Raw genomic sequence first — 17,740 nt, 5'->3', positions numbered from 1 at the left:
CTACCCCCAAAGGAGTAAACTCATGAAATTTCTTCGTTACGGTGAAGCCGGTCAGGAAAAGCCCGGCATTCTCGATGCCGATGGTGCGATCCGCGATCTTTCCGCCCATGTAAGCGACCTTTCCGGTGCGGCTCTTGCCCCCGATGCGCTGGCCAAGCTTGGCGCGGTCGACGTCAATTCGCTGCCGAAGGTTGAAGGCAATCCGCGCCTCGGCCCCTGCGTTGCAGGCACCGGCAAGTTCATCTGCATCGGCCTCAACTATGCCGACCACGCAGCCGAATCCGGCATGGCTGTGCCGCCTGAGCCGGTCATCTTCATGAAGGCCACCTCGGCCATCGTCGGCCCGAATGATGACGTTCTCATCCCGCGCGGCTCGGAAAAGACCGATTGGGAAGTCGAGCTCGGCATCGTCATCGGCAAGACCGCGAAATACGTTTCGGAAGACGATGCGCTGGATTATGTCGCTGGCTACTGCACGCTGCATGACGTTTCCGAACGCGCTTTCCAGATCGAACGCGCTGGTCAGTGGACCAAGGGCAAGTCCTGCGACACATTCGGCCCGACCGGCCCGTGGCTGGTGACGAAGGACGAAGTCGCTGACCCGCAGAACCTGAAAATGTGGCTCACCCTCAACGGTGAAACCATGCAGGACGGCTCGACCAAGACCATGGTTTACGGCGTTCGCTACCTCGTTTCCTATCTCTCGCAGTTCATGTCCCTGCAGCCGGGCGACATCATCTCCACCGGTACGCCTCCCGGCGTCGGCATGGGCATGAAGCCGCCGCGTTACCTCAAGGCTGGCGATGTTGTCGAACTCGGCATCGAAGGCCTCGGCACGCAGAAGCAGAACGTGCGCGCTGACATCTAGGCTTTGTTTACGCATGGTCCCAAAACCGTTCCCATGTTTTGGGATCATGCCCTGATCACGGATATATCATGACGAAAATCACTGACCTGCGCGTCTTCGATCTGCGTTTCCCGACTTCGCAAAGTCTGGACGGTTCGGATGCCATGAACCCGGACCCGGATTATTCGGCGGCCTATGTCATCCTCGATACGGATGATGCCTCGCTGAAGGGCCACGGCCTTACCTTCACCATCGGACGCGGCAACGACATTTGCTGTCAGGCGATTCTCGCCATGCGTCATCTGGTCGTGGGTGCTTCGATGGATGATTTCCTCGCAGCCCCCGGCAAGTTCTGGCGTTACCTGACCGGCGACAGCCAGCTGCGCTGGATCGGCCCGGACAAGGGCGCGATGCATCTTGCCACCGGCGCTGTCGTCAACGCCTTCTGGGACCTGGCTGCAAAGCAGGCAGGCAAGCCTGTATGGCGGCTTGTGGCCGACATGTCGCCGGAAGAGATCGCCGACATCGTCGATTATCGCTACCTGACCGATGCGCTGACGCGTGATGAAGCCGTCGAAATCCTGCGCAAGGCGGAAGCCGGCAAGGCCGAGCGTATTGCCACGCTCGAGGCGGAAGGCTATGCCTGCTACACGACCTCTGCCGGCTGGCTCGGCTATGACGACGACAAGCTGCGCCGTCTTTGCCAGGAAGCCATCGACGAGGGTTTCCACCACGTCAAGATGAAGGTCGGCCGTGATCTCGAAGACGATATCCGTCGCTTGACCATCGCGCGCGAAGTGATCGGTCCCGACCGTTATCTGATGATCGACGCCAATCAGGTCTGGGAAGTCGATCAGGCCATCGAATGGGTCAACAAGCTCGCTTTCTCGAAGCCGTTCTTCATTGAAGAACCGACCAGCCCGGACGATGTGGCAGGCCATCGCAAGATTCGCGAAGCCATTGGCGACGTGAAGGTCGCGACCGGCGAAATGTGCCAGAACCGCATCATGTTCAAGCAGTTCATAGCGGAAGGCGCCATCGACATCGTCCAGATCGATTCGTGCCGCATGGGTGGTCTGAACGAAGTTCTGGCCGTGCTGCTGATGGCCGCCAAGTTTGGCAAGCCGGTCTGGCCGCATGCGGGCGGCGTTGGCCTGTGCGAATATGTGCAGCATCTGTCGATGATCGACTATGTGGCCGTTTCGGGCACCAAGGAAGGCCGTGTGATCGAATATGTCGATCATCTGCACGAGCATTTCATCGACCCGTGCGTGATCAAGAACGCGGCCTATATGCCGCCGTCGCTGCCGGGCTTCTCCATCGAGATGAAGCCGCAGTCGATTGCGGACTATACTTTCAAGGGTTGAGCCAGTTTCAATGCCTTAACGAATACGAAAACGCCGCGCTTTGAAGCGCGGCGTTTTCTTTTACAGAAAGCGGATCATCAGGGCACCGGTAAGCAGGAGCACGGCGCCTGCGACACGTCCGGCGGTGATCTCTCGCACGGCGACGCCCATGAAGCCGATGCGGTCAGCAAGTAGACCGGCCATCAACTGCCCGGCCACGGCAAGGCCCATCACGGCTGCTGCGCCGATGCGCGGTGTCAGCAGGATCGATGCGGTGACATAGATACAGCCCAGCGCGCCGCCCGCGACGAACAGCCAGCCTGCGGGTACATTGAATGTGGGAAGGTTGCCGGTCGCCTTTGCGGTTATGGTCGAGACGATGGCGAGAATGACTGCACCTGCCAGAAATGAAATCGCAGCGGCAGTCGGTGGGGAGCCAAGTCCGCGCGCAAGAGCTGCATTGATCGGCGCCTGAATGGCGATGCAGGCACCCGAAAGAATGCCGAACAAGGTCCACAGCATAAAATATCCTCTCCTGAGTTTCCCATTTCTTCAAAGGCTGGACGCCAATGTTTCACCGGCGATCTTCGACCATCCGATGAAAAAACAACGGGTAAGAATGCGCTAAAATGCTATCGCACAAAGCCGTGACATTCGTGATCAATTTTCAGGGAAAATTTGCCAAATCAAAGAGATGAATGGTGCTGCGAGAGAGGATTGAACTCTCGACCTCTCCATTACCAATGGAGTGCTCTACCACTGAGCTACCGCAGCATTCTCTTGAGTGCGGCGGACTTCTGACACATCATTGCGCAAATCGCAAGCGACCAAATGCATTTCTTTTCACATAATGTGGAAATCTGCGTATAGCTGCGCTTCAAGCCGCTTTTCCGGCGCTTTTTCTCGTAGTAAACACGGCTCATGAGCGAAAAACCGATCAATCAGGAACGACAAAACCAGCTGGACCGCCAGAAAAAGCGGCTGGCCGATCAGCTGCGCGCGAATCTGATGCGCCGCAAGGAACAGTCACGCTCGCGACGCTCCGGCGAAGCGGATGAGCGCACCGACGGCATTGCCAGCGCCGGGAAAGAAGCGGGGCAAGAAAAGGAATAGGGCATCAGCCGACCAAATAAGAGTTCGCTTTAGCTTGGAAAGCCTTTCTTGAAGAGAAACGTCGGCTAAGGTAAAAGCGCTTTTCTGTTCTCGGTTGCCATTGTCGTTCAAAAGCGATTCGCGTTCGAACGTAATTCCGCCGCAAGACTCGTCATTTGTCATGTACCGCCGCCGCGCCGTTCAGGCAGCAGCAACAGCACATCCCGAAAAGGGTGAACCGGTTTTCGGATAAGATGTGCTTGAAAACAAACAGTTGGAGTGTCGATCCGATTATCCCGATCGAAACGCGTTCCAACGGCTTCAAATCGATTACCGGGGAGAAGCCCCGGCCCAGAAGGGGAAACAGCATGGATCGCATCAAAATCGTCGGCGGTAATAAGCTGAATGGAATCATTCCGATCTCGGGCGCAAAAAATGCCGCTTTGCCCCTGATGATCGCTTCGCTCCTGACCGACGATACGCTGACGCTCGAAAACGTGCCGCATCTGGCCGATGTCGAGCAGCTGATCCGCATTCTGAGCAATCATGGCGTTGATTATTCGGTCAATGGCCGACGCGAACACCAGAACGGCGCTTATTCCCGCACCATCCATTTCACAGCCCGCAACATCGTCGATACCACTGCGCCTTATGAGCTGGTCTCGAAAATGCGTGCGAGCTTCTGGGTGATCGGCCCGCTTCTGGCGCGTATGGGCGAAGCAACCGTGTCCCTGCCAGGCGGTTGCGCTATTGGTACGCGCCCCGTTGATCTGCTGCTCGATTGCCTGCAGGCGCTGGGTGCCGAAATCGACATCGAAAACGGCTATGCCAAGGCGCGTGCGCCGAAGGGCGGTCTTGTCGGCGGGCGCTATCACTTCCCGAAAGTTTCGGTCGGCGCAACGCATGTCATGCTGATGGCCGCTGTTCTCGCCAAGGGCGAAACGATCATCGAAAACCCGGCACGTGAGCCTGAAGTCGTCAATCTTGCCGACTGCCTCAATGCAATGGGCGCGAAGATCACGGGTGCAGGCACCGGCACGATCCACGTGCAGGGCGTCACCAGCCTTTCCGGCGCGCGCGTTCGCGTCATTCCCGACCGTATCGAAACCGGCACCTATGCCATGGCGGTCGCCATGACCGGCGGTGACGTGCTGCTCGAAGGCGCACAGGAAAGCCTGCTTTCCTCGGCGCTCGATACGCTGCGTCAGGCCGGTGCGGAAATCACCGAGACCAATAGCGGTCTGCGCGTGGTGCGCAATGGCCATGGCATCCATCCGGTCGATGTCACGACCGATCCGTTCCCAGGCTTCCCGACCGACCTTCAGGCACAGTTCATGGGCCTGATGACCAAGGCCAAGGGCACGTCGCACATCACCGAAACGATCTTTGAAAACCGCTTCATGCATGTGCAGGAACTGGCGCGTCTCGGCGCGAAGATTTCGCTGTCCGGCCAGACCGCGACCGTTGAAGGCGTGGAACGCCTCAAGGGCGCTCAGGTCATGGCGACCGATCTGCGCGCATCGGTATCGCTGGTTATTGCGGGCCTTGCCGCTGAAGGCGAAACCGTCGTCAACCGCGTCTATCATTTGGATCGCGGGTTCGAGCGTTTGGAAGAAAAGCTTTCGCGTTGCGGCGCGAATGTCGAACGCATCAGCGGATAATCGGCAAGGGCCGGAGCTTAAATCAAGCTCCGGCTTTTTCATTCTGGCACGCTGATTGATCACAGGCTTGAAAAGCCTGTCGATTTTTTCTGCCGACATGCAAAGTTATTGAGCAAAGTTGTCTCAAACCATTGAGCAAAGTTGCTTCGTGAACCAACCATGTCGCCAATCTGGATGCGATGTCGGGCGGTTGTTTTGAACATGACAGGAAATCGGTGCGGACCATGGATATGTTGAAGCTTGTGGCGTTGGATGAAGAGGATTTACAGGTCCTGTCCGCCCATCTTCAGGACGCGGTTCTCAAAGTCTCCGATCTGCAATTTATCGCCAAAGAGCAGCGCTTTTTATTGACGGCGAACCGTTTCGTCTGGGAAGAGGCGCGGCCGAAATTCCTGCGCAAGCCGCAATATCAACGCCGCCGCGCCGCTTTGCATTTCAACCGCGTCACTGCCGCCAAGGCCACTGGCATCGACCGCCAGAAGCAGGATGATGTCCTGTCGCTGCTGACGATCGGTTTTGTCCCCGGCGAAGCGCCTGCGGGCACAATAGAACTGACATTCTCGGCAAATGCCGCTATCCGTCTTTCGGTGGAATGCATCGAAGCGCAGCTGACGGATCTGGGCGCGGCCTGGGAAACGGAATCGCTCCCGCGTCACGGCGTATGACAATGTAACTTCGACGCATCGCGTCTGCTGCCATGCGGGCGGTTGCTCTTATCTGGACTATTTAAAGGAATAAAAGCGTGGTCACGACGCTCAGACAAACCGATCCGAACTTCGAACAGCAATTCGCAGCCTTTCTGTCCGGCAAGCGCGAAGTTTCGGAAGACGTGGACCTCGCAGCCCGCGAAATCGTCGAGCGCGTGCGACGCGAAGGTGATGCGGCGCTGATCGACTATTCGCGCCGCTTCGACCGTATCGATCTGGAAAAGACCGGCATTGCCATCACGGAAGCTGAAATCGACGCGGCTTTTGAAGTTGCGCCCGCATCCACCGTCGAAGCGCTGAAACTGGCGCATGAGCGCATTGAAAGCCACCATGCGCGACAGTTGCCCAAGGATGACCGTTACACGGATGCGCTTGGCGTCGAGCTTGGTTCGCGCTGGACGGCAATCGAGGCGGTTGGCCTCTATGTGCCGGGCGGCACGGCCAGTTACCCAAGCTCGGTTCTGATGAATGCCGTGCCCGCCAAGGTGGCGGGCGTCGAGCGCATCGTCATGGTTGTTCCCGCACCCGACGGTATTCTCAATCCGCTGGTGCTGGTTGCAGCGCGTCTCGCAGGCGTCTCGGAAATCTACCGCGTCGGCGGGGCACAGGCCGTTGCCGCGCTTGCCTATGGCACGCAAACCATCAAGCCGGTCGCCAAGATCGTCGGCCCCGGTAATGCCTATGTCGCGGCTGCCAAGCGTATTGTTTTCGGTACGGTCGGCATCGACATGATCGCTGGTCCGTCGGAAGTTCTGGTGATTGCCGACAAGGACAACAATCCGGACTGGATCGCTGCCGATCTGCTTGCGCAGGCAGAGCATGACACTGCCGCACAATCCATCCTCATGACCAATGACGAAACGCTGGCCAAGGATGTGGAAGCGGCGGTTGAGCGTCAGTTGTTGACGCTGCCGCGTGCTGAAACTGCCACGGCAAGCTGGCGCGATTTCGGCGCGGTCATTCTCGTGGAGGATTTCGAGGCGGCGGTTCCGCTCGCCAACCGTATCGCTGCCGAACATCTGGAAATCGCCGTCGCCGACCCGGAAGCGCTGCTGCCGAAAATCCGCAATGCCGGTTCCATTTTTATCGGCGCGCACACGCCGGAAGTGATCGGCGATTATGTGGGCGGCTGCAATCACGTGCTGCCGACGGCGCGCTCGGCCCGCTTCTCGTCGGGCCTGAATGTGCTTGATTATATGAAGCGCACCTCGCTTTTGAAGCTTGGCCCGGACCAGTTGCGGGTTCTCGGCCCTGCTGCCATCGAAATCGCGCGCGCCGAAGGTCTTGACGCGCACGCCAAGTCAGTCGCCATCCGGCTCAATCTATGAGGCATCATGACCGCTGGCGTTCCCAATGCCCGTCTTGTTGATGTCGAGCTCGATGAATCCATCGGGCGGTCGACGCCTGACGTCGAGCATGAACGCGCGGTCGCGATTTTCGATCTGATCGAGGAGAATTCCTTTCACCCGATTGGCGACGAGACCGGCGGTCCCTACAGGCTGAAGCTGTCGCTGATGGAAACGCGGCTGATCTTTGCCATAAGCCGCGAAAGCGGGGACGATGTGGCGACGCATATATTGTCGCTGACCCCGCTGCGCCGCGTGGTGCGCGATTATTTCATGATTTGCGAAAGCTATTATCAGGCGATCCGCTCGGCCACGCCAAGCAAGATCGAAGCCATCGATATGGGCAGGCGCGGACTGCATAATGAAGGGTCGCAAACCTTGCAGGCGCGGCTGAAGGGCAAGATCGAAGTCGATTTTGACACGGCGCGGCGACTGTTCACGCTTGTCTGCGTGCTGCATTGGCGAGGTTGAGCCTGCATGGTCGCCGTTGATGTTGAAAGCGCGCAGGATGATGGAGAGGGCGATGGCGGCCCGAAACAGAAACTGCCGTCATCCCTGCTTTTCGTCTGCGGCAAGAACGCGATCCGCTCGCCGATGGCCGAACTTCTTGCAAGAAAGCTGCTGCCGCCCAATATATATGTGGCTTCTGCAGGTGTGAAACGGGGCGAACGCGATCCATTCGTGGATGCGGTGCTTTCGGAAGAGGGTCTTTCGCTCGACGACCGCCAGCCGCGGGGCATTGAAGAACTGGCCGACGGCTATTTCGATCTCATTGTGACGCTGACACCGCTTGCCCACCATACGGTGCTGGAGCGCATGCGCGGTTTCTCCGTGGATGTGGAATATTGGCCGACACCAGACCCCACGCTGGTCACCGGCAGCCGCGAGCAGATCATGAATGCTTATCGCGATGTGCGGGATCGGTTGAAGACGCAGATTTTGCAGCGTTTCAGCCCGAAATAAGTTCACGGAATTCCGTTGTTCACAAATGCCGCCTAATCATATAGGTTCCGGCCAAATTTAGGATCAGAGTCCATTTTCGGACGCTTTTATCGAAGAAAGAAACAGGTATCGCATGGCGAAAGAAGAAGTCCTCGAATTTCCGGGTGTTGTTACGGAACTGCTGCCGAATGCAATGTTCCGCGTGAAGCTCGAAAACGAACATGAAATCATCGCTCATACGGCTGGCCGTATGCGTAAGAACCGTATCCGCGTTCTGGCTGGTGACAAGGTTCTGGTCGAAATGACCCCTTACGATCTGACCAAGGGTCGCATCACCTACCGCTTCAAGTAAGCTTATCACGCACGGGCAGCCGTTTCGGGGGTGTTCTTGACGACAGTTGCGCAACACAAGCTGGTTCTGGCTTCCGGGTCTCCTCGCAGGATCGAACTGCTTGGGCAGGCCGGTATCGAGCCGGATCATATCCAGCCTGCGGACATAGACGAGACGCCGCAGCGTGGCGAGCATCCCCGCTCGCTGGCGCGTCGTCTGTCGCGTGAAAAGGCTGAAGCGGCGTTGGCGCAACTGAAAAGCGACGCCAATTTCGTCAAGCCCTTCCTGCTCGCGGCCGATACGGTCGTCGCGGTCGGGCGGCGTATTCTGCCCAAGGCGGAAACCGCCGATGAGGCGCGTGAATGTCTGCGTCTTCTGTCGGGCCGTACCCATAAGGTCTTTACGGGCGTCTGCCTCTTTTTGCCGAACGGCAATCTGCGCCAGACCCTGGTGGAAACACGCCTGCGCTTTGAGCGCCTGTCGCGCCAGCAGATCGACGCCTATCTCTCTTCCGGGGAATGGCGCGGCAAGGCTGGCGGCTACGCCATACAGGGCCTTGCAGGCAGTTTTGTCGTCAAGCTGGTCGGCTCCTACAGCAATGTGGTCGGCCTGCCGCTTCAGGAAACCGTAAGCCTGCTGGCTGACGGTGATTATCCGGTCTATGCCAACTGGAGCACCGGAAAAGTTTAAGGTTCAGCCATGAACGGCAAGAAGGACATATCCGCAGCAGCAGGCGCACGCGTGACGCCGCTGCGCCCGACACGACCTTGCCCGGAATGCGGCAAGCCTTCGGCGCGTGACAGCTATCCGTTCTGTTCGCCGCGCTGCAAAAGCATCGATCTCAATCGTTGGCTTTCGGGAAGCTATGTCATCCCCGGCAAGCCTCTGGGCGACGAGGATGAGGGCGAGAATTAGGGTTTTTGGCGCTTTTTCTGATGTGAAATCAAAACATTAGAGAAACTGTGAGAAAAGCGCATAAAAAATGCGATACGGTGCTGGACAGCGCGAAATTTAATGCTATAACCCACCCACTTCCGGCGGACACCAACACCGCCACAAGCAAGACCAAGTGCTTGCGACAGGATGCCCGGATAGCTCAGTTGGTAGAGCAGCGGATTGAAAATCCGCGTGTCGGTGGTTCGAATCCGCCTCCGGGCACCACTTCTTCTCCAAGAAAGAATGCTGCATTTTAAGCGACAATGTTTGCGTGTTGCCGCTTTTCACAGCGGTTGATTGCATGATCTCTTGCGCGGATTGCCGACAATTCGTTATGTGGGAGTGTCGTGCAGCCGATTGGGACGGCGTTTCATTCGGATGCACCTAAAGGAAGCCGTCAACGCCTGTCTGCTTCATTCCGACAGAAGCGCGTTGCGGGTCTCAGGAGGGGTTTGTCCATGCGTTGGCTGTTCGGTGCTGTTTTGATCCTGATGCCGTCTCTGGCCCATGCTGAAGCCGATCAGGACCGCATCTCCTATGTATGCGACCACGACAATGTCATCGATGTCTTCACCTCGACCGACGACCCCAACCATATCCGGTTGAGCGCTTTCAGCCGCGACCGTCTTCTTGAGAAGGTGCCCTCCAGCTCCGGCAGCAAATTTGCGGGCGAGGGCTATGAAATTGCATTCGAGACCTTGTCCAAAATCGCCATCACGTCGCAGGGCGTCACATATCAATGCGTTATGGATTCGGTGGAATAGGGCGGGGGCCGCCTCACCGTCGCTGCGTTTTGCAGAGACGACGCCGGCAATCCGTTTTGCAATGGAATAAGCAAAAAAGCGAAGTCAGACCTGTCGATCAGTCTGTCGTGAAATCTTCGCTAAATGCTTGAAAAGAAATGGCGCACCCGAAAGGATTCGAACCTCTGACCCCCAGATTCGTAGTCTGGTGCTCTATCCAGCTGAGCTACGGGTGCTTGCCTTGGCGCCGCTCGCTGCGGCGATGGGCGGTTGATAATCGGACCCATTGCTAAATGCAAGCGTCTTGTGAGAAAAAAATGCCGTTCTGTGAAGATTTCTTGTCAAAGCCCGGATTTCCGGGCTTTTTCACCGTTGTTTTCCCTGGGGTTTTTCCCCAGTCACACGGTTTCTTCGCGCCGCGCTTGTTCTCTTTCGCGCTGTGCAGGCAAATCAGGCAGACGAATCTCGAAATGCGCGCCGATCGGGCGGTCTTCGCGAAGCTCGATACTGCCGCCATGGGCGCGAATAAGCTCCTGCGCGATGGCAAGGCCCAGTCCGGTGCCGTCGCTGCGGGTCGAACCCTTGAACGCCGTGAAGAGATTGTCGCGCGCCTTTTGCGGCAGGCCGGGCCCCGTATCCTCAACGCCGATGATCGCCGTGGTGCCGATTCGTCCAGATGAGAGCGTCAGGCGCTTCACCGCGGCGGCACCGCCGGTAGCGTCGCGCTCCATGGCCTGCACGGAATTGCGGCAAAGATTGCTCAGCACGCGGAACAGCTGTTCCGAATCGACATTCAGTTCGAAGTCGTCAGGAATGCGATTGTCGAACTCGATGCCGCTTTCGCTTTCCAGATTGAGGCTTTCCTGCACATCCGTGACGATGGCGTGCAGGTTGACACGGCGCGGCGTCGGCGGCGCTTCCTGCGAGCGCCCATAGGCGATGACGCTTTCCGAATAGCTGATGGCGCGGCTGAGTGTGCGGATCAGCTTCGGCGCGAAGCGCTTCACCATCGGGTCCTTGGCGTCAGACAGATGGTCCGACATCAATTGCGCGGAAGCCAGAATATTGCGCATGTCGTGATTGATCTTCGATACGGCGAGGCCGAGATCGGCCAGATGCTTCTGTTCCTTCAGCGTGCGTTGCAGATCGCTCTGGATGTGGGCAATCTGTCGTTGGGCAATGCCGAACTCGTCCTTGCGGTTTTCCGGCACGAGAATGAGCGCTGGATTGTCGGGCGTCGTTGCGAAATCGATCATGTTGCGATGCATGATGCGCACCGGGCGCAGCAGCATTTCATGGATGATGAGATAGATCAGGCTGGCGGCGATCACCGAAATAATCAGCGAAATGACGGCCACGTTACGGGCATAGAGCAACATGGCGCGGCGCATGGGCGCATCGGAGGTGACGATTTCAATCACGCGCCCCGGCGACGTGGTGGGCGAAACGGAACCGTAGATGCGCAATGTCCGGTCGCCACCGTGAAAAAGCGTGCTGAAGGCGTCCCAGATGGACGCCGCTTCGCTGACATTGTCGAGGTCGATCACCTGATCGATCTTGCCAGGCACTTCCGACATGGCGAGAAGGCGTGACGCGCCAGCTTCGCGCAGTGCAATCGCCTTGGTGCCGGTAACGAGCAGCACCTTGTCCTGAATGGCGCGCGGCACGTCCATATTGGCGCTTGCCGCCAGCACTTCGCTGACTGCGCCCACCGTATCGAGGCGCGATGTCAGCCAGCGCAGGCGCATATTGGCGATGGACGGCACGAAAATCAGAACTTCCGCTACCAGAACGGCGAGAACGATAAGCAGAAGCAATTTGCTGGAAAGGCGGTTCTGCCAGCGCAGCCGCGTAAATTGCGCCGGCGAGGTGCGATCCTCGGCGCTTCCGTCCGGCGCAGCGGTTTCTATCGGAGCAACGCCCGGAACTATGGTCTTTTCAACAACCGCCATAACCTGATTCCAAATAGACGGCGACTGGGGCTGTTGGCCGGTGCAGCGCGTCCGATATGTCTATGAGTCTCGATACTGCAATAAATATAGCTTCCTATATATGGTGGCGGGGGAGATTTCCAACAGGCTTTATTGTATCGATTTAAATGTGGTCGTCACTTGTTGGGTGCAAGGATTACCGAAATTTAATTCGACCTTCTTGGGAGGCGATGCAAAAAAGCAATATGGGGATGTGTTAGCTATTTCTCCATCGAATCCCTGTCATGGGCAGGCGGTAACCATCTTGCCGATAGGTTGTCGCGAATGGTCGGGCATTCGACGTGTCGTGCAAAAAAGTATATTTTTGAAAAGACAGGCCCGTCGGGCAGCGACGGGACGGGGCCTGCCGGAGAGCTGAATGAAATCGTGGAAGCAGATTGCACTCTGCCTGCTTATTGTTCTGGCCGCTGCGGGCGGCTGGAACGCCTATAAACAGAAGAACGCTGCGCCGGAAAACGCCGCCGCAGGCGCTGACACGCCCCGCACTCAGCAATCCGCTGCCCGATCCGGCGCGAGGGCGCCGCTGGTCGTCGTCGAACCGGCCAGCGAGGAAACGATCAACAATCGCCTGACCGTCATTGGTTCTGCACGTGCGCTTAGCACTGTTTCGATCACGCCTTATTCCAGCGGTTATATGAACAAACTTTTCGTCAAGGCGGGCGACCGCGTCAAGGTTGGCGACCCGATTGCAGAACTCGATTCGGATACCGAGACAATTGCCGTCGCCAAGGCTGAAACGGCCCTGAAAGATGCTGAGACGACCCGGCAGCGTATTGAGCGGCTGCGCGCCACCAACACCGCAACCGGTGTTCAGGCGGTCGAAGCCGAACTGGCCGTCGCCAATGCGCAACTTGCACTGAAGGACGCGCAACTTGCCTTGAACCGCCGCACGGTGCGCTCGCCGATTTCGGGTGTGGTGGGCATTCTGCCCGTCAATGCTGGCAACTATGTCACCGCGCAGACCTCCATTGCGCGCATTGACGACCGCTCGAAGATGCTGGTCGATATCTGGGTGCCTGAGCGTTTTGCGCCGCAGATCAAGGTTGGCCAGCCGCTGACGGCGGAAACGACGGCCTTTCCGGGGGAAACCCACAAGGGCGAAATCAACGCCGTGGACAATATGATCGATGAGGCGAGCCGCACGATGCATGTGCGGGCCGAGGTCGATAATTCCGAAGATCGCCTGCGCGCCGGCATGTCGTTCTACGTCACCGTGCTTTTCCCCGGCAGCCGGTTTCCGTCTGTCGATCCGCTGGCGATCCAGTGGGGCGCGGACGGCTCTTATATCTGGCGCATCGAGCAGGGTTTGGCAAAAAAGGTCGCCGTGCGTGTCGTGCAGCGCAATGCGACGAGCATTCTTCTGGACGGTCCGGTCAAGCAGGGCGACATGATCGTCACGCAAGGGGTGCAGACCGTGCGCGATGAAGCGCCCGTGCGCGTGATGGAGGAGCAGGGCACCGCCCGCGCCGAGCCTGCGCCTACCAAGCGCGTTGCCGGTTGAGGGCGCGCCGGTGAGCAACCATAAATCACCATCCGCCGAGCGGGGCGGTTCGACGGCGCTTTTCATTCGTCGTCCGGTCTTCGCCTTTGTCGTCAATGTTCTGATCGTCGTTGCGGGCCTTGCCGCTTTTACCGGCGTCGATATTCGTGAATTGCCCGATGTGGATCGTCCGGTGGTTACGATCAGCACGGATTTCAGCGGCGCGTCCGCCGAAACCATCGACCGCCAGCTGACGCAGGTTCTGGAAAACGCCGTTGCGCGTGTTTCCGGCGTCAAGTCGATTTCCTCCACCTCGTCCTTCGAGCGCAGCCGCGTGACGGTTGAGTTCAATGACGGTGTCGATCTCAACGTTGCCGCTGCCGATATGCGCGATGCGATTTCACGCGTCGCCAACACGGTGCCGGAAGAGGCCGATCCATCCCGCATCATCAAGGCGGATTCGAACGCCGATCCCGTGATGCGACTGGCCGTGACGTCGGACTCCATGTCGGTCGACGACATGACCGTGCTGATCGAAGATCAGATTCAGGATGTGCTGTCGGCAGTGCCGGGCGTGGCCGATGTGCAGATCAATGGCGACCGCGCCAAGATTTTTCGCATCGATATCAATCAGGCGCGCCTTGCAAGCTACGGGCTGACGCTGGCCGATGTCGCGACCGCGCTCAATTCCATGGGGCTGGATGCGCCAGCCGGATCGCTGCGCAGCTCCGATCAGGCCATCGTGGTGCGCGCGACGGCCAATCTGGAAAAGCCCGAAGATTTCGAGAATGTCTATATCAAGGGCCGTACACAGGTCCGAGATATCGCCACTGTCACGCTCGGCCCCGATGTGGAAAGTTCTGCCGTGCGTTCCAACGGCAAAATGGCAATCGGCCTTGGCATCGTGCGTCAGGCGCAGTCCAACACGCTCGATATTTCGCAAGGCGTGCGCGCCGCCGTTGCCAATCTTCAAACGACATTGCCGCCGGGCGTGAACATCGCCGTCACCAGCGATGATGCAAGCTTCATCAATGGCGCCATCCACGAAGTCGAGATTGCGCTGATCGCTTCGGTGATCATCGTGGTAGCGATCATCTTCATGTTTTTGTGGGATATTCGCGCCACGCTCATTCCGGCGCTCTCCATGCCGGTGGCGCTGATCGGCACCGTCGCAGCGATTTATCTTGCGGGCTTTTCCATCAACATCCTGACATTGCTGGCGCTGGTGCTTGCCACCGGCCTTGTGGTCGATGACGCCATCGTGGTGCTGGAAAATGTCGTGCGTCGACGCAATCAGGGCATGGGGCCGCGTGCTGCTGCCGTGTTGGGCACGCAGGAAGTGTTCTTTGCCGTCATCGCGACCACCCTGACACTTGCCGCCGTGTTTGTGCCGATTTCGTTTTTGCCGGGGCAGGCGGGCGGCCTGTTTCGTGAGTTCGGCTTCGTGCTGGCCATTGCGGTTCTGCTGTCGTCGGTCGTCGCGCTGACGCTGTGTCCGATGCTGGCCTCGCGCTTTCTGAAAGAGGGAAGCGGCGAGACGGAAGGTGCGCATGGACCGCTGTTCCTGCGCCGGATTGGCGGCGCGCTCGCCGGTTTCTATCGCAAGACGCTCCATGCCTGTCTGGCCGCGCCATGGGTGGTCGTGCTGGTGGCGCTGCTTTTCGGTGGCGCGTCGGTCGTGGTCTTTGGCACGATCCGTCAGGAACTGACGCCGTCGGAAGACCGCGCGGTGGCGCTGCTGCGCATCAATGGCCCGCAAGGCATCAGTGTTGATTTCCTGCAATCGCAGCTCAACAAGATCGAGGAAGCCATCCAACCCTTGCGCGACGATGGCGAGATTGTCACCACCTATGCCATTGCGGGTTCCGGTGGCTCCTCCAACAATGGTTTCATGGTGCTGACGCTCGCGCCATGGAAGGAGCGTCACCGCAGCCAGCAGGAGATCATGGCGGATATCACGAAGCGGGTGCAGAACATCACCGCCGTGCGTATTTTCTCGACGCAGCCGAACAGTCTTGGCATTCGCGGCGCGGGTAACGGACTGCAATTCGCCATTGTCGGCAGCGACTACGCCAAGCTTCAGCCTGCCGCGCAGGCCGTGGTTGCGGCGCTGGAAAAAGATCCGCGCTTCGTGCAGCCGCGCCTGTCGGTGGAGCCGACGCACCCGCAGCTTTCCGTCGAGATCAACCGTGAGCGCGCCTCCGATCTTGGCATCGACATTACCGGCCTTGCCAATGCCGTGCAGTCGGTGCTGGACGGGCGCAAGATCGGCTCTGTCTATGTCGGAGACCGCAGCTTCGACGTGAAGTTTGTCGCGACCACCAATCCGATCAACGATCCGACGGATTTGGAAAACATCTTCATGAAAGCGGCGGACGGTCGCTATGTGCCGATGTCGTCCATCGCAACCGTCGTTGAAAAGGCGGTGCCGCCGCAGCTCGACCGTGAAACGCGCCAGCGTTCGGTGGCCATCACCACAGGCCTGCGTGCGGATTTCGCGCTCGGCAATGCCTTCACGGCAGCGCAGGAAATCGCCGCACCGCTGCTGCCGCCGGGCAGCCATATCATTCCGCTGGCCGAAGCCTCGACGCTCAGCGAAACCTCCACCGGCCTTGCCATGGTGTTCGGCTTTGCCATCATCATCATTCTGCTGGTGCTGGCCGCGCAGTTCGAAAGCTTCGTCAGCGCGCTGATCGTCATGGCGACGGTGCCGCTCGGTCTGGGCTGTGCGGTTGTCGCGATGATGCTGACCGGCACCAGCCTGAATGTCTATAGCCAAATCGGCCTTGTGCTGCTGGTCGGCATCATGGCCAAGAACGGCATTCTGATCGTCGAATTCGCCGATCAGCTGCGCGACAAGGGGCTGAGCGTACGCGAGGCTGTCGAGGAAGCATCCAATATCCGCCTGCGTCCGGTCTGCATGACCATGATTTGCGCCGTGTTGGGTGGCGTGCCGCTGGTGCTAGCAAGCGGAGCGGGCGCGGAAGCCCGCGTGGCGCTCGGCTGGGTGATCGTCGGGGGTCTTGGCCTTGCAACCATTGCGACGCTTTATGTGACGCCGGTGGCCTATCTGCTGCTCGGACGCTTCACCAAGCCGAAGGTCGAGGAAGAAGCGCGTCTGCAACGCGAGCTTGTTCGGGCCGTGGCTCTGGAAGAGAAGCTGAAGTAAAAATACTGGCTACGCAAACAAAAACCCGGAAGCACGCTTCCGGGTTTTTTCATTGTGAGATGGCAATGATTATTTCTTCATCGCATCAGTGACCTTTGTGGTCCAGGCGCCTTCCGGCTTCTTGGTGATGACCGGATCGGAGCCGCCACCAAGCAGCGTTTCGACCGTGCGGTCGGCAGCGGCAACATCGAGCGTGCCGTCCGAGCCGTCGATCAGCTTGCCGATTTCCTTGACCATGCGCTCCTGAACTTCCTGCTTCTGCGCGCCGGAAGAATCATTGTCGAGAATGATTTCGGCGGCTTCATCCGGGTGTTCGGACGCATATTGCCAGCCCTTCATCGAAGCGCGGACAAAGCGTGCCAGCTTGTCGACCATGGCTGGGTCATCGAGGCTCTTTTCGAGCACATAAAGCCCGTCTTCCAGCGTCGCGACGCCCTGTTCTTCATAGGGGAAGACGACGAGCTGGTCGGCAGGAATACCGGCATCAATAACCTGCCAATATTCATTATAGGTCATAGTGGAAATGCAGTCGGCCTGCTTCTGGATCAGCGGATCGACATTGAAGCCCTGCTTGAGAACAGTGACCCCATCCTTGCCGCCCGTGGTCGGGATTTTCAGATGGTTCATCCAGGACAGGAACGGATATTCATTGCCGCCGAACCAGACGCCTAGCGTGCGGCCCTTGAAATCTTCCGGCTTGGTGATGCCCGTTTCCTTGCGGCAGGTCAGCATCATGCCCGACTTCTTGAAAGGCTGCGCGATGTTGACCAGCGGCACGCCCTTTTCGCGGGTGGCGAGCGCCGACGGCATCCAGTCCACCACCACATCCGCACCGCCACCGGCGATCACCTGTGGCGGGGCCACGTCCGGACCGCCCGGCTTGATCTCGACGTCAAGCTTTTCTTCTTCGTAGAAACCCTTGTCCTTGGCCACGTAATAGCCTGCGAACTGGCCCTGCGTAACCCATTTGAGCTGCAAGGTCAGCTTGTCGGCGGCCATGGCGGTCGTGCTCATGAGTGCCAATGCAAGTCCGGCTGTTGCAAGGCCTATGGATAGTGCCTTCTTCATGCTTGGTTCTCCTCTGGTTGACGGTCCCGCCTTATGGTGGCGGATACCGGATCTGCTTACATCTGCGTCTTTCCTGCAAAA

At 58.6% G+C, this 17,740-nt stretch carries 17 protein-coding genes and 3 tRNA genes; 15 read left to right on the top strand and 5 right to left on the bottom strand.

Translation table 11 applies throughout. The features are described from left to right. The first annotated feature begins 22 nt into the window (after positions 1–22). Positions 23–868, top strand: a complete 846-nt coding sequence (locus tag QLQ11_RS07045) for a fumarylacetoacetate hydrolase family protein (protein WP_109368250.1) — start codon at positions 23–25, stop codon at positions 866–868. Positions 869–936: 68 nt separating this feature from the next. Beyond that, a complete protein-coding gene (locus tag QLQ11_RS07040; protein WP_109368251.1) occupies positions 937–2,214 on the top strand; it encodes an L-fuconate dehydratase in 1,278 nt (425 codons plus the stop codon). 60 nt (positions 2,215–2,274) lie between these two features. Here QLQ11_RS07040 and QLQ11_RS07035 read toward each other — a convergent pair whose 3' ends face one another. Continuing rightward, positions 2,275–2,715 (bottom strand): DMT family transporter, encoded by a 441-nt coding sequence (locus QLQ11_RS07035; protein ID WP_109368252.1) that lies wholly within the window; start codon positions 2,713–2,715, stop codon positions 2,275–2,277. A gap of 177 nt (positions 2,716–2,892) precedes the next feature. Further along, positions 2,893–2,967 (bottom strand) — tRNA-Thr (locus QLQ11_RS07030). Positions 2,968–3,114: 147 nt separating this feature from the next. Here QLQ11_RS07030 and QLQ11_RS07025 point away from each other — a divergent pair. The 11 genes from QLQ11_RS07025 to QLQ11_RS06975 all read left to right on the top strand — a co-directional run bounded on the left by QLQ11_RS07025 (position 3,115) and on the right by QLQ11_RS06975 (position 9,972). Continuing rightward, positions 3,115–3,306, top strand: coding sequence for a hypothetical protein (locus QLQ11_RS07025; RefSeq protein WP_109368253.1), 192 nt, complete (start codon positions 3,115–3,117; stop codon positions 3,304–3,306). 347 nt (positions 3,307–3,653) lie between these two features. After that, positions 3,654–4,946, top strand: coding sequence for a UDP-N-acetylglucosamine 1-carboxyvinyltransferase (murA, locus tag QLQ11_RS07020; RefSeq protein WP_109368255.1), 1,293 nt, complete (start codon positions 3,654–3,656; stop codon positions 4,944–4,946). A gap of 224 nt (positions 4,947–5,170) precedes the next feature. Further along, on the top strand, positions 5,171–5,611 hold the full coding sequence (locus QLQ11_RS07015; protein ID WP_109368256.1) for a DUF2948 family protein: 441 nt from the start codon (positions 5,171–5,173) through the stop codon (positions 5,609–5,611). A 77-nt stretch (positions 5,612–5,688) separates the two neighbouring features. Continuing rightward, the gene (gene hisD / locus QLQ11_RS07010; protein ID WP_109368257.1) at positions 5,689–6,981 is read left to right on the top strand and encodes a histidinol dehydrogenase; all 1,293 of its coding nucleotides are present in this window, start codon (positions 5,689–5,691) and stop codon (positions 6,979–6,981) included. Positions 6,982–6,987: 6 nt separating this feature from the next. After that, the gene (locus QLQ11_RS07005) at positions 6,988–7,470 is read left to right on the top strand and encodes a UPF0262 family protein (protein WP_109368258.1); all 483 of its coding nucleotides are present in this window, start codon (positions 6,988–6,990) and stop codon (positions 7,468–7,470) included. 6 nt (positions 7,471–7,476) lie between these two features. Next, positions 7,477–7,962, top strand: coding sequence for a low molecular weight phosphatase family protein (locus tag QLQ11_RS07000; RefSeq protein ID WP_235858902.1), 486 nt, complete (start codon positions 7,477–7,479; stop codon positions 7,960–7,962). 112 nt (positions 7,963–8,074) lie between these two features. Further along, positions 8,075–8,293 carry a translation initiation factor IF-1 gene (gene infA, locus QLQ11_RS06995; protein WP_002965531.1) on the top strand — a complete coding sequence of 73 codons (219 nt, stop codon included), beginning with the start codon at positions 8,075–8,077 and terminating at the stop codon, positions 8,291–8,293. A gap of 36 nt (positions 8,294–8,329) precedes the next feature. Then, entirely contained in the window at positions 8,330–8,962 is a 633-nt protein-coding gene (locus tag QLQ11_RS06990; RefSeq protein WP_109370155.1) for a Maf-like protein, read from the top strand. Positions 8,963–8,971: 9 nt separating this feature from the next. Continuing rightward, positions 8,972–9,187, top strand: coding sequence for a DNA gyrase inhibitor YacG (yacG, locus tag QLQ11_RS06985; protein WP_109368259.1), 216 nt, complete (start codon positions 8,972–8,974; stop codon positions 9,185–9,187). Between the two features lie 170 nt (positions 9,188–9,357). Next, positions 9,358–9,433, top strand: a tRNA-Phe gene (locus QLQ11_RS06980). A gap of 233 nt (positions 9,434–9,666) precedes the next feature. Then, positions 9,667–9,972 (top strand): hypothetical protein, encoded by a 306-nt coding sequence (locus QLQ11_RS06975; protein WP_109368260.1) that lies wholly within the window; start codon positions 9,667–9,669, stop codon positions 9,970–9,972. A gap of 138 nt (positions 9,973–10,110) precedes the next feature. On the opposite strand, the gene QLQ11_RS06970 is transcribed toward QLQ11_RS06975, so the two are convergent. Together QLQ11_RS06970 and QLQ11_RS06965 are read right to left on the bottom strand one after the other, a co-directional pair. Beyond that, a tRNA-Arg gene (locus tag QLQ11_RS06970) sits at positions 10,111–10,187 on the bottom strand. Between the two features lie 162 nt (positions 10,188–10,349). Beyond that, the gene (locus tag QLQ11_RS06965) at positions 10,350–11,903 is read right to left on the bottom strand and encodes a HAMP domain-containing sensor histidine kinase (protein ID WP_109368312.1); all 1,554 of its coding nucleotides are present in this window, start codon (positions 11,901–11,903) and stop codon (positions 10,350–10,352) included. 397 nt (positions 11,904–12,300) lie between these two features. On the opposite strand from QLQ11_RS06965, the gene QLQ11_RS06960 reads away from it, so the two are divergent. Both QLQ11_RS06960 and QLQ11_RS06955 read left to right on the top strand, forming a co-directional pair. Beyond that, positions 12,301–13,443, top strand: a complete 1,143-nt coding sequence (locus tag QLQ11_RS06960) for an efflux RND transporter periplasmic adaptor subunit (protein ID WP_109368313.1) — start codon at positions 12,301–12,303, stop codon at positions 13,441–13,443. Between the two features lie 10 nt (positions 13,444–13,453). Beyond that, on the top strand, positions 13,454–16,591 hold the full coding sequence (locus QLQ11_RS06955) for an efflux RND transporter permease subunit (protein ID WP_283736023.1): 3,138 nt from the start codon (positions 13,454–13,456) through the stop codon (positions 16,589–16,591). A 69-nt stretch (positions 16,592–16,660) separates the two neighbouring features. On the opposite strand, the gene QLQ11_RS06950 is transcribed toward QLQ11_RS06955, so the two are convergent. Continuing rightward, positions 16,661–17,659 carry an ABC transporter substrate-binding protein gene (locus tag QLQ11_RS06950; RefSeq protein WP_109368314.1) on the bottom strand — a complete coding sequence of 333 codons (999 nt, stop codon included), beginning with the start codon at positions 17,657–17,659 and terminating at the stop codon, positions 16,661–16,663. Between the last annotated feature and the right edge of the window lie 81 nt (positions 17,660–17,740).

The sequence above is a fragment of the Ochrobactrum sp. SSR genome, from assembly GCF_030067775.1.
Classification (GTDB): Bacteria; Pseudomonadota; Alphaproteobacteria; order Rhizobiales; family Rhizobiaceae; genus Brucella; species Brucella teleogrylli.
The sequence above is the reverse complement of the archived record's forward strand: the minus strand, read 5'-3'. Positions and strand labels throughout refer to the sequence as shown.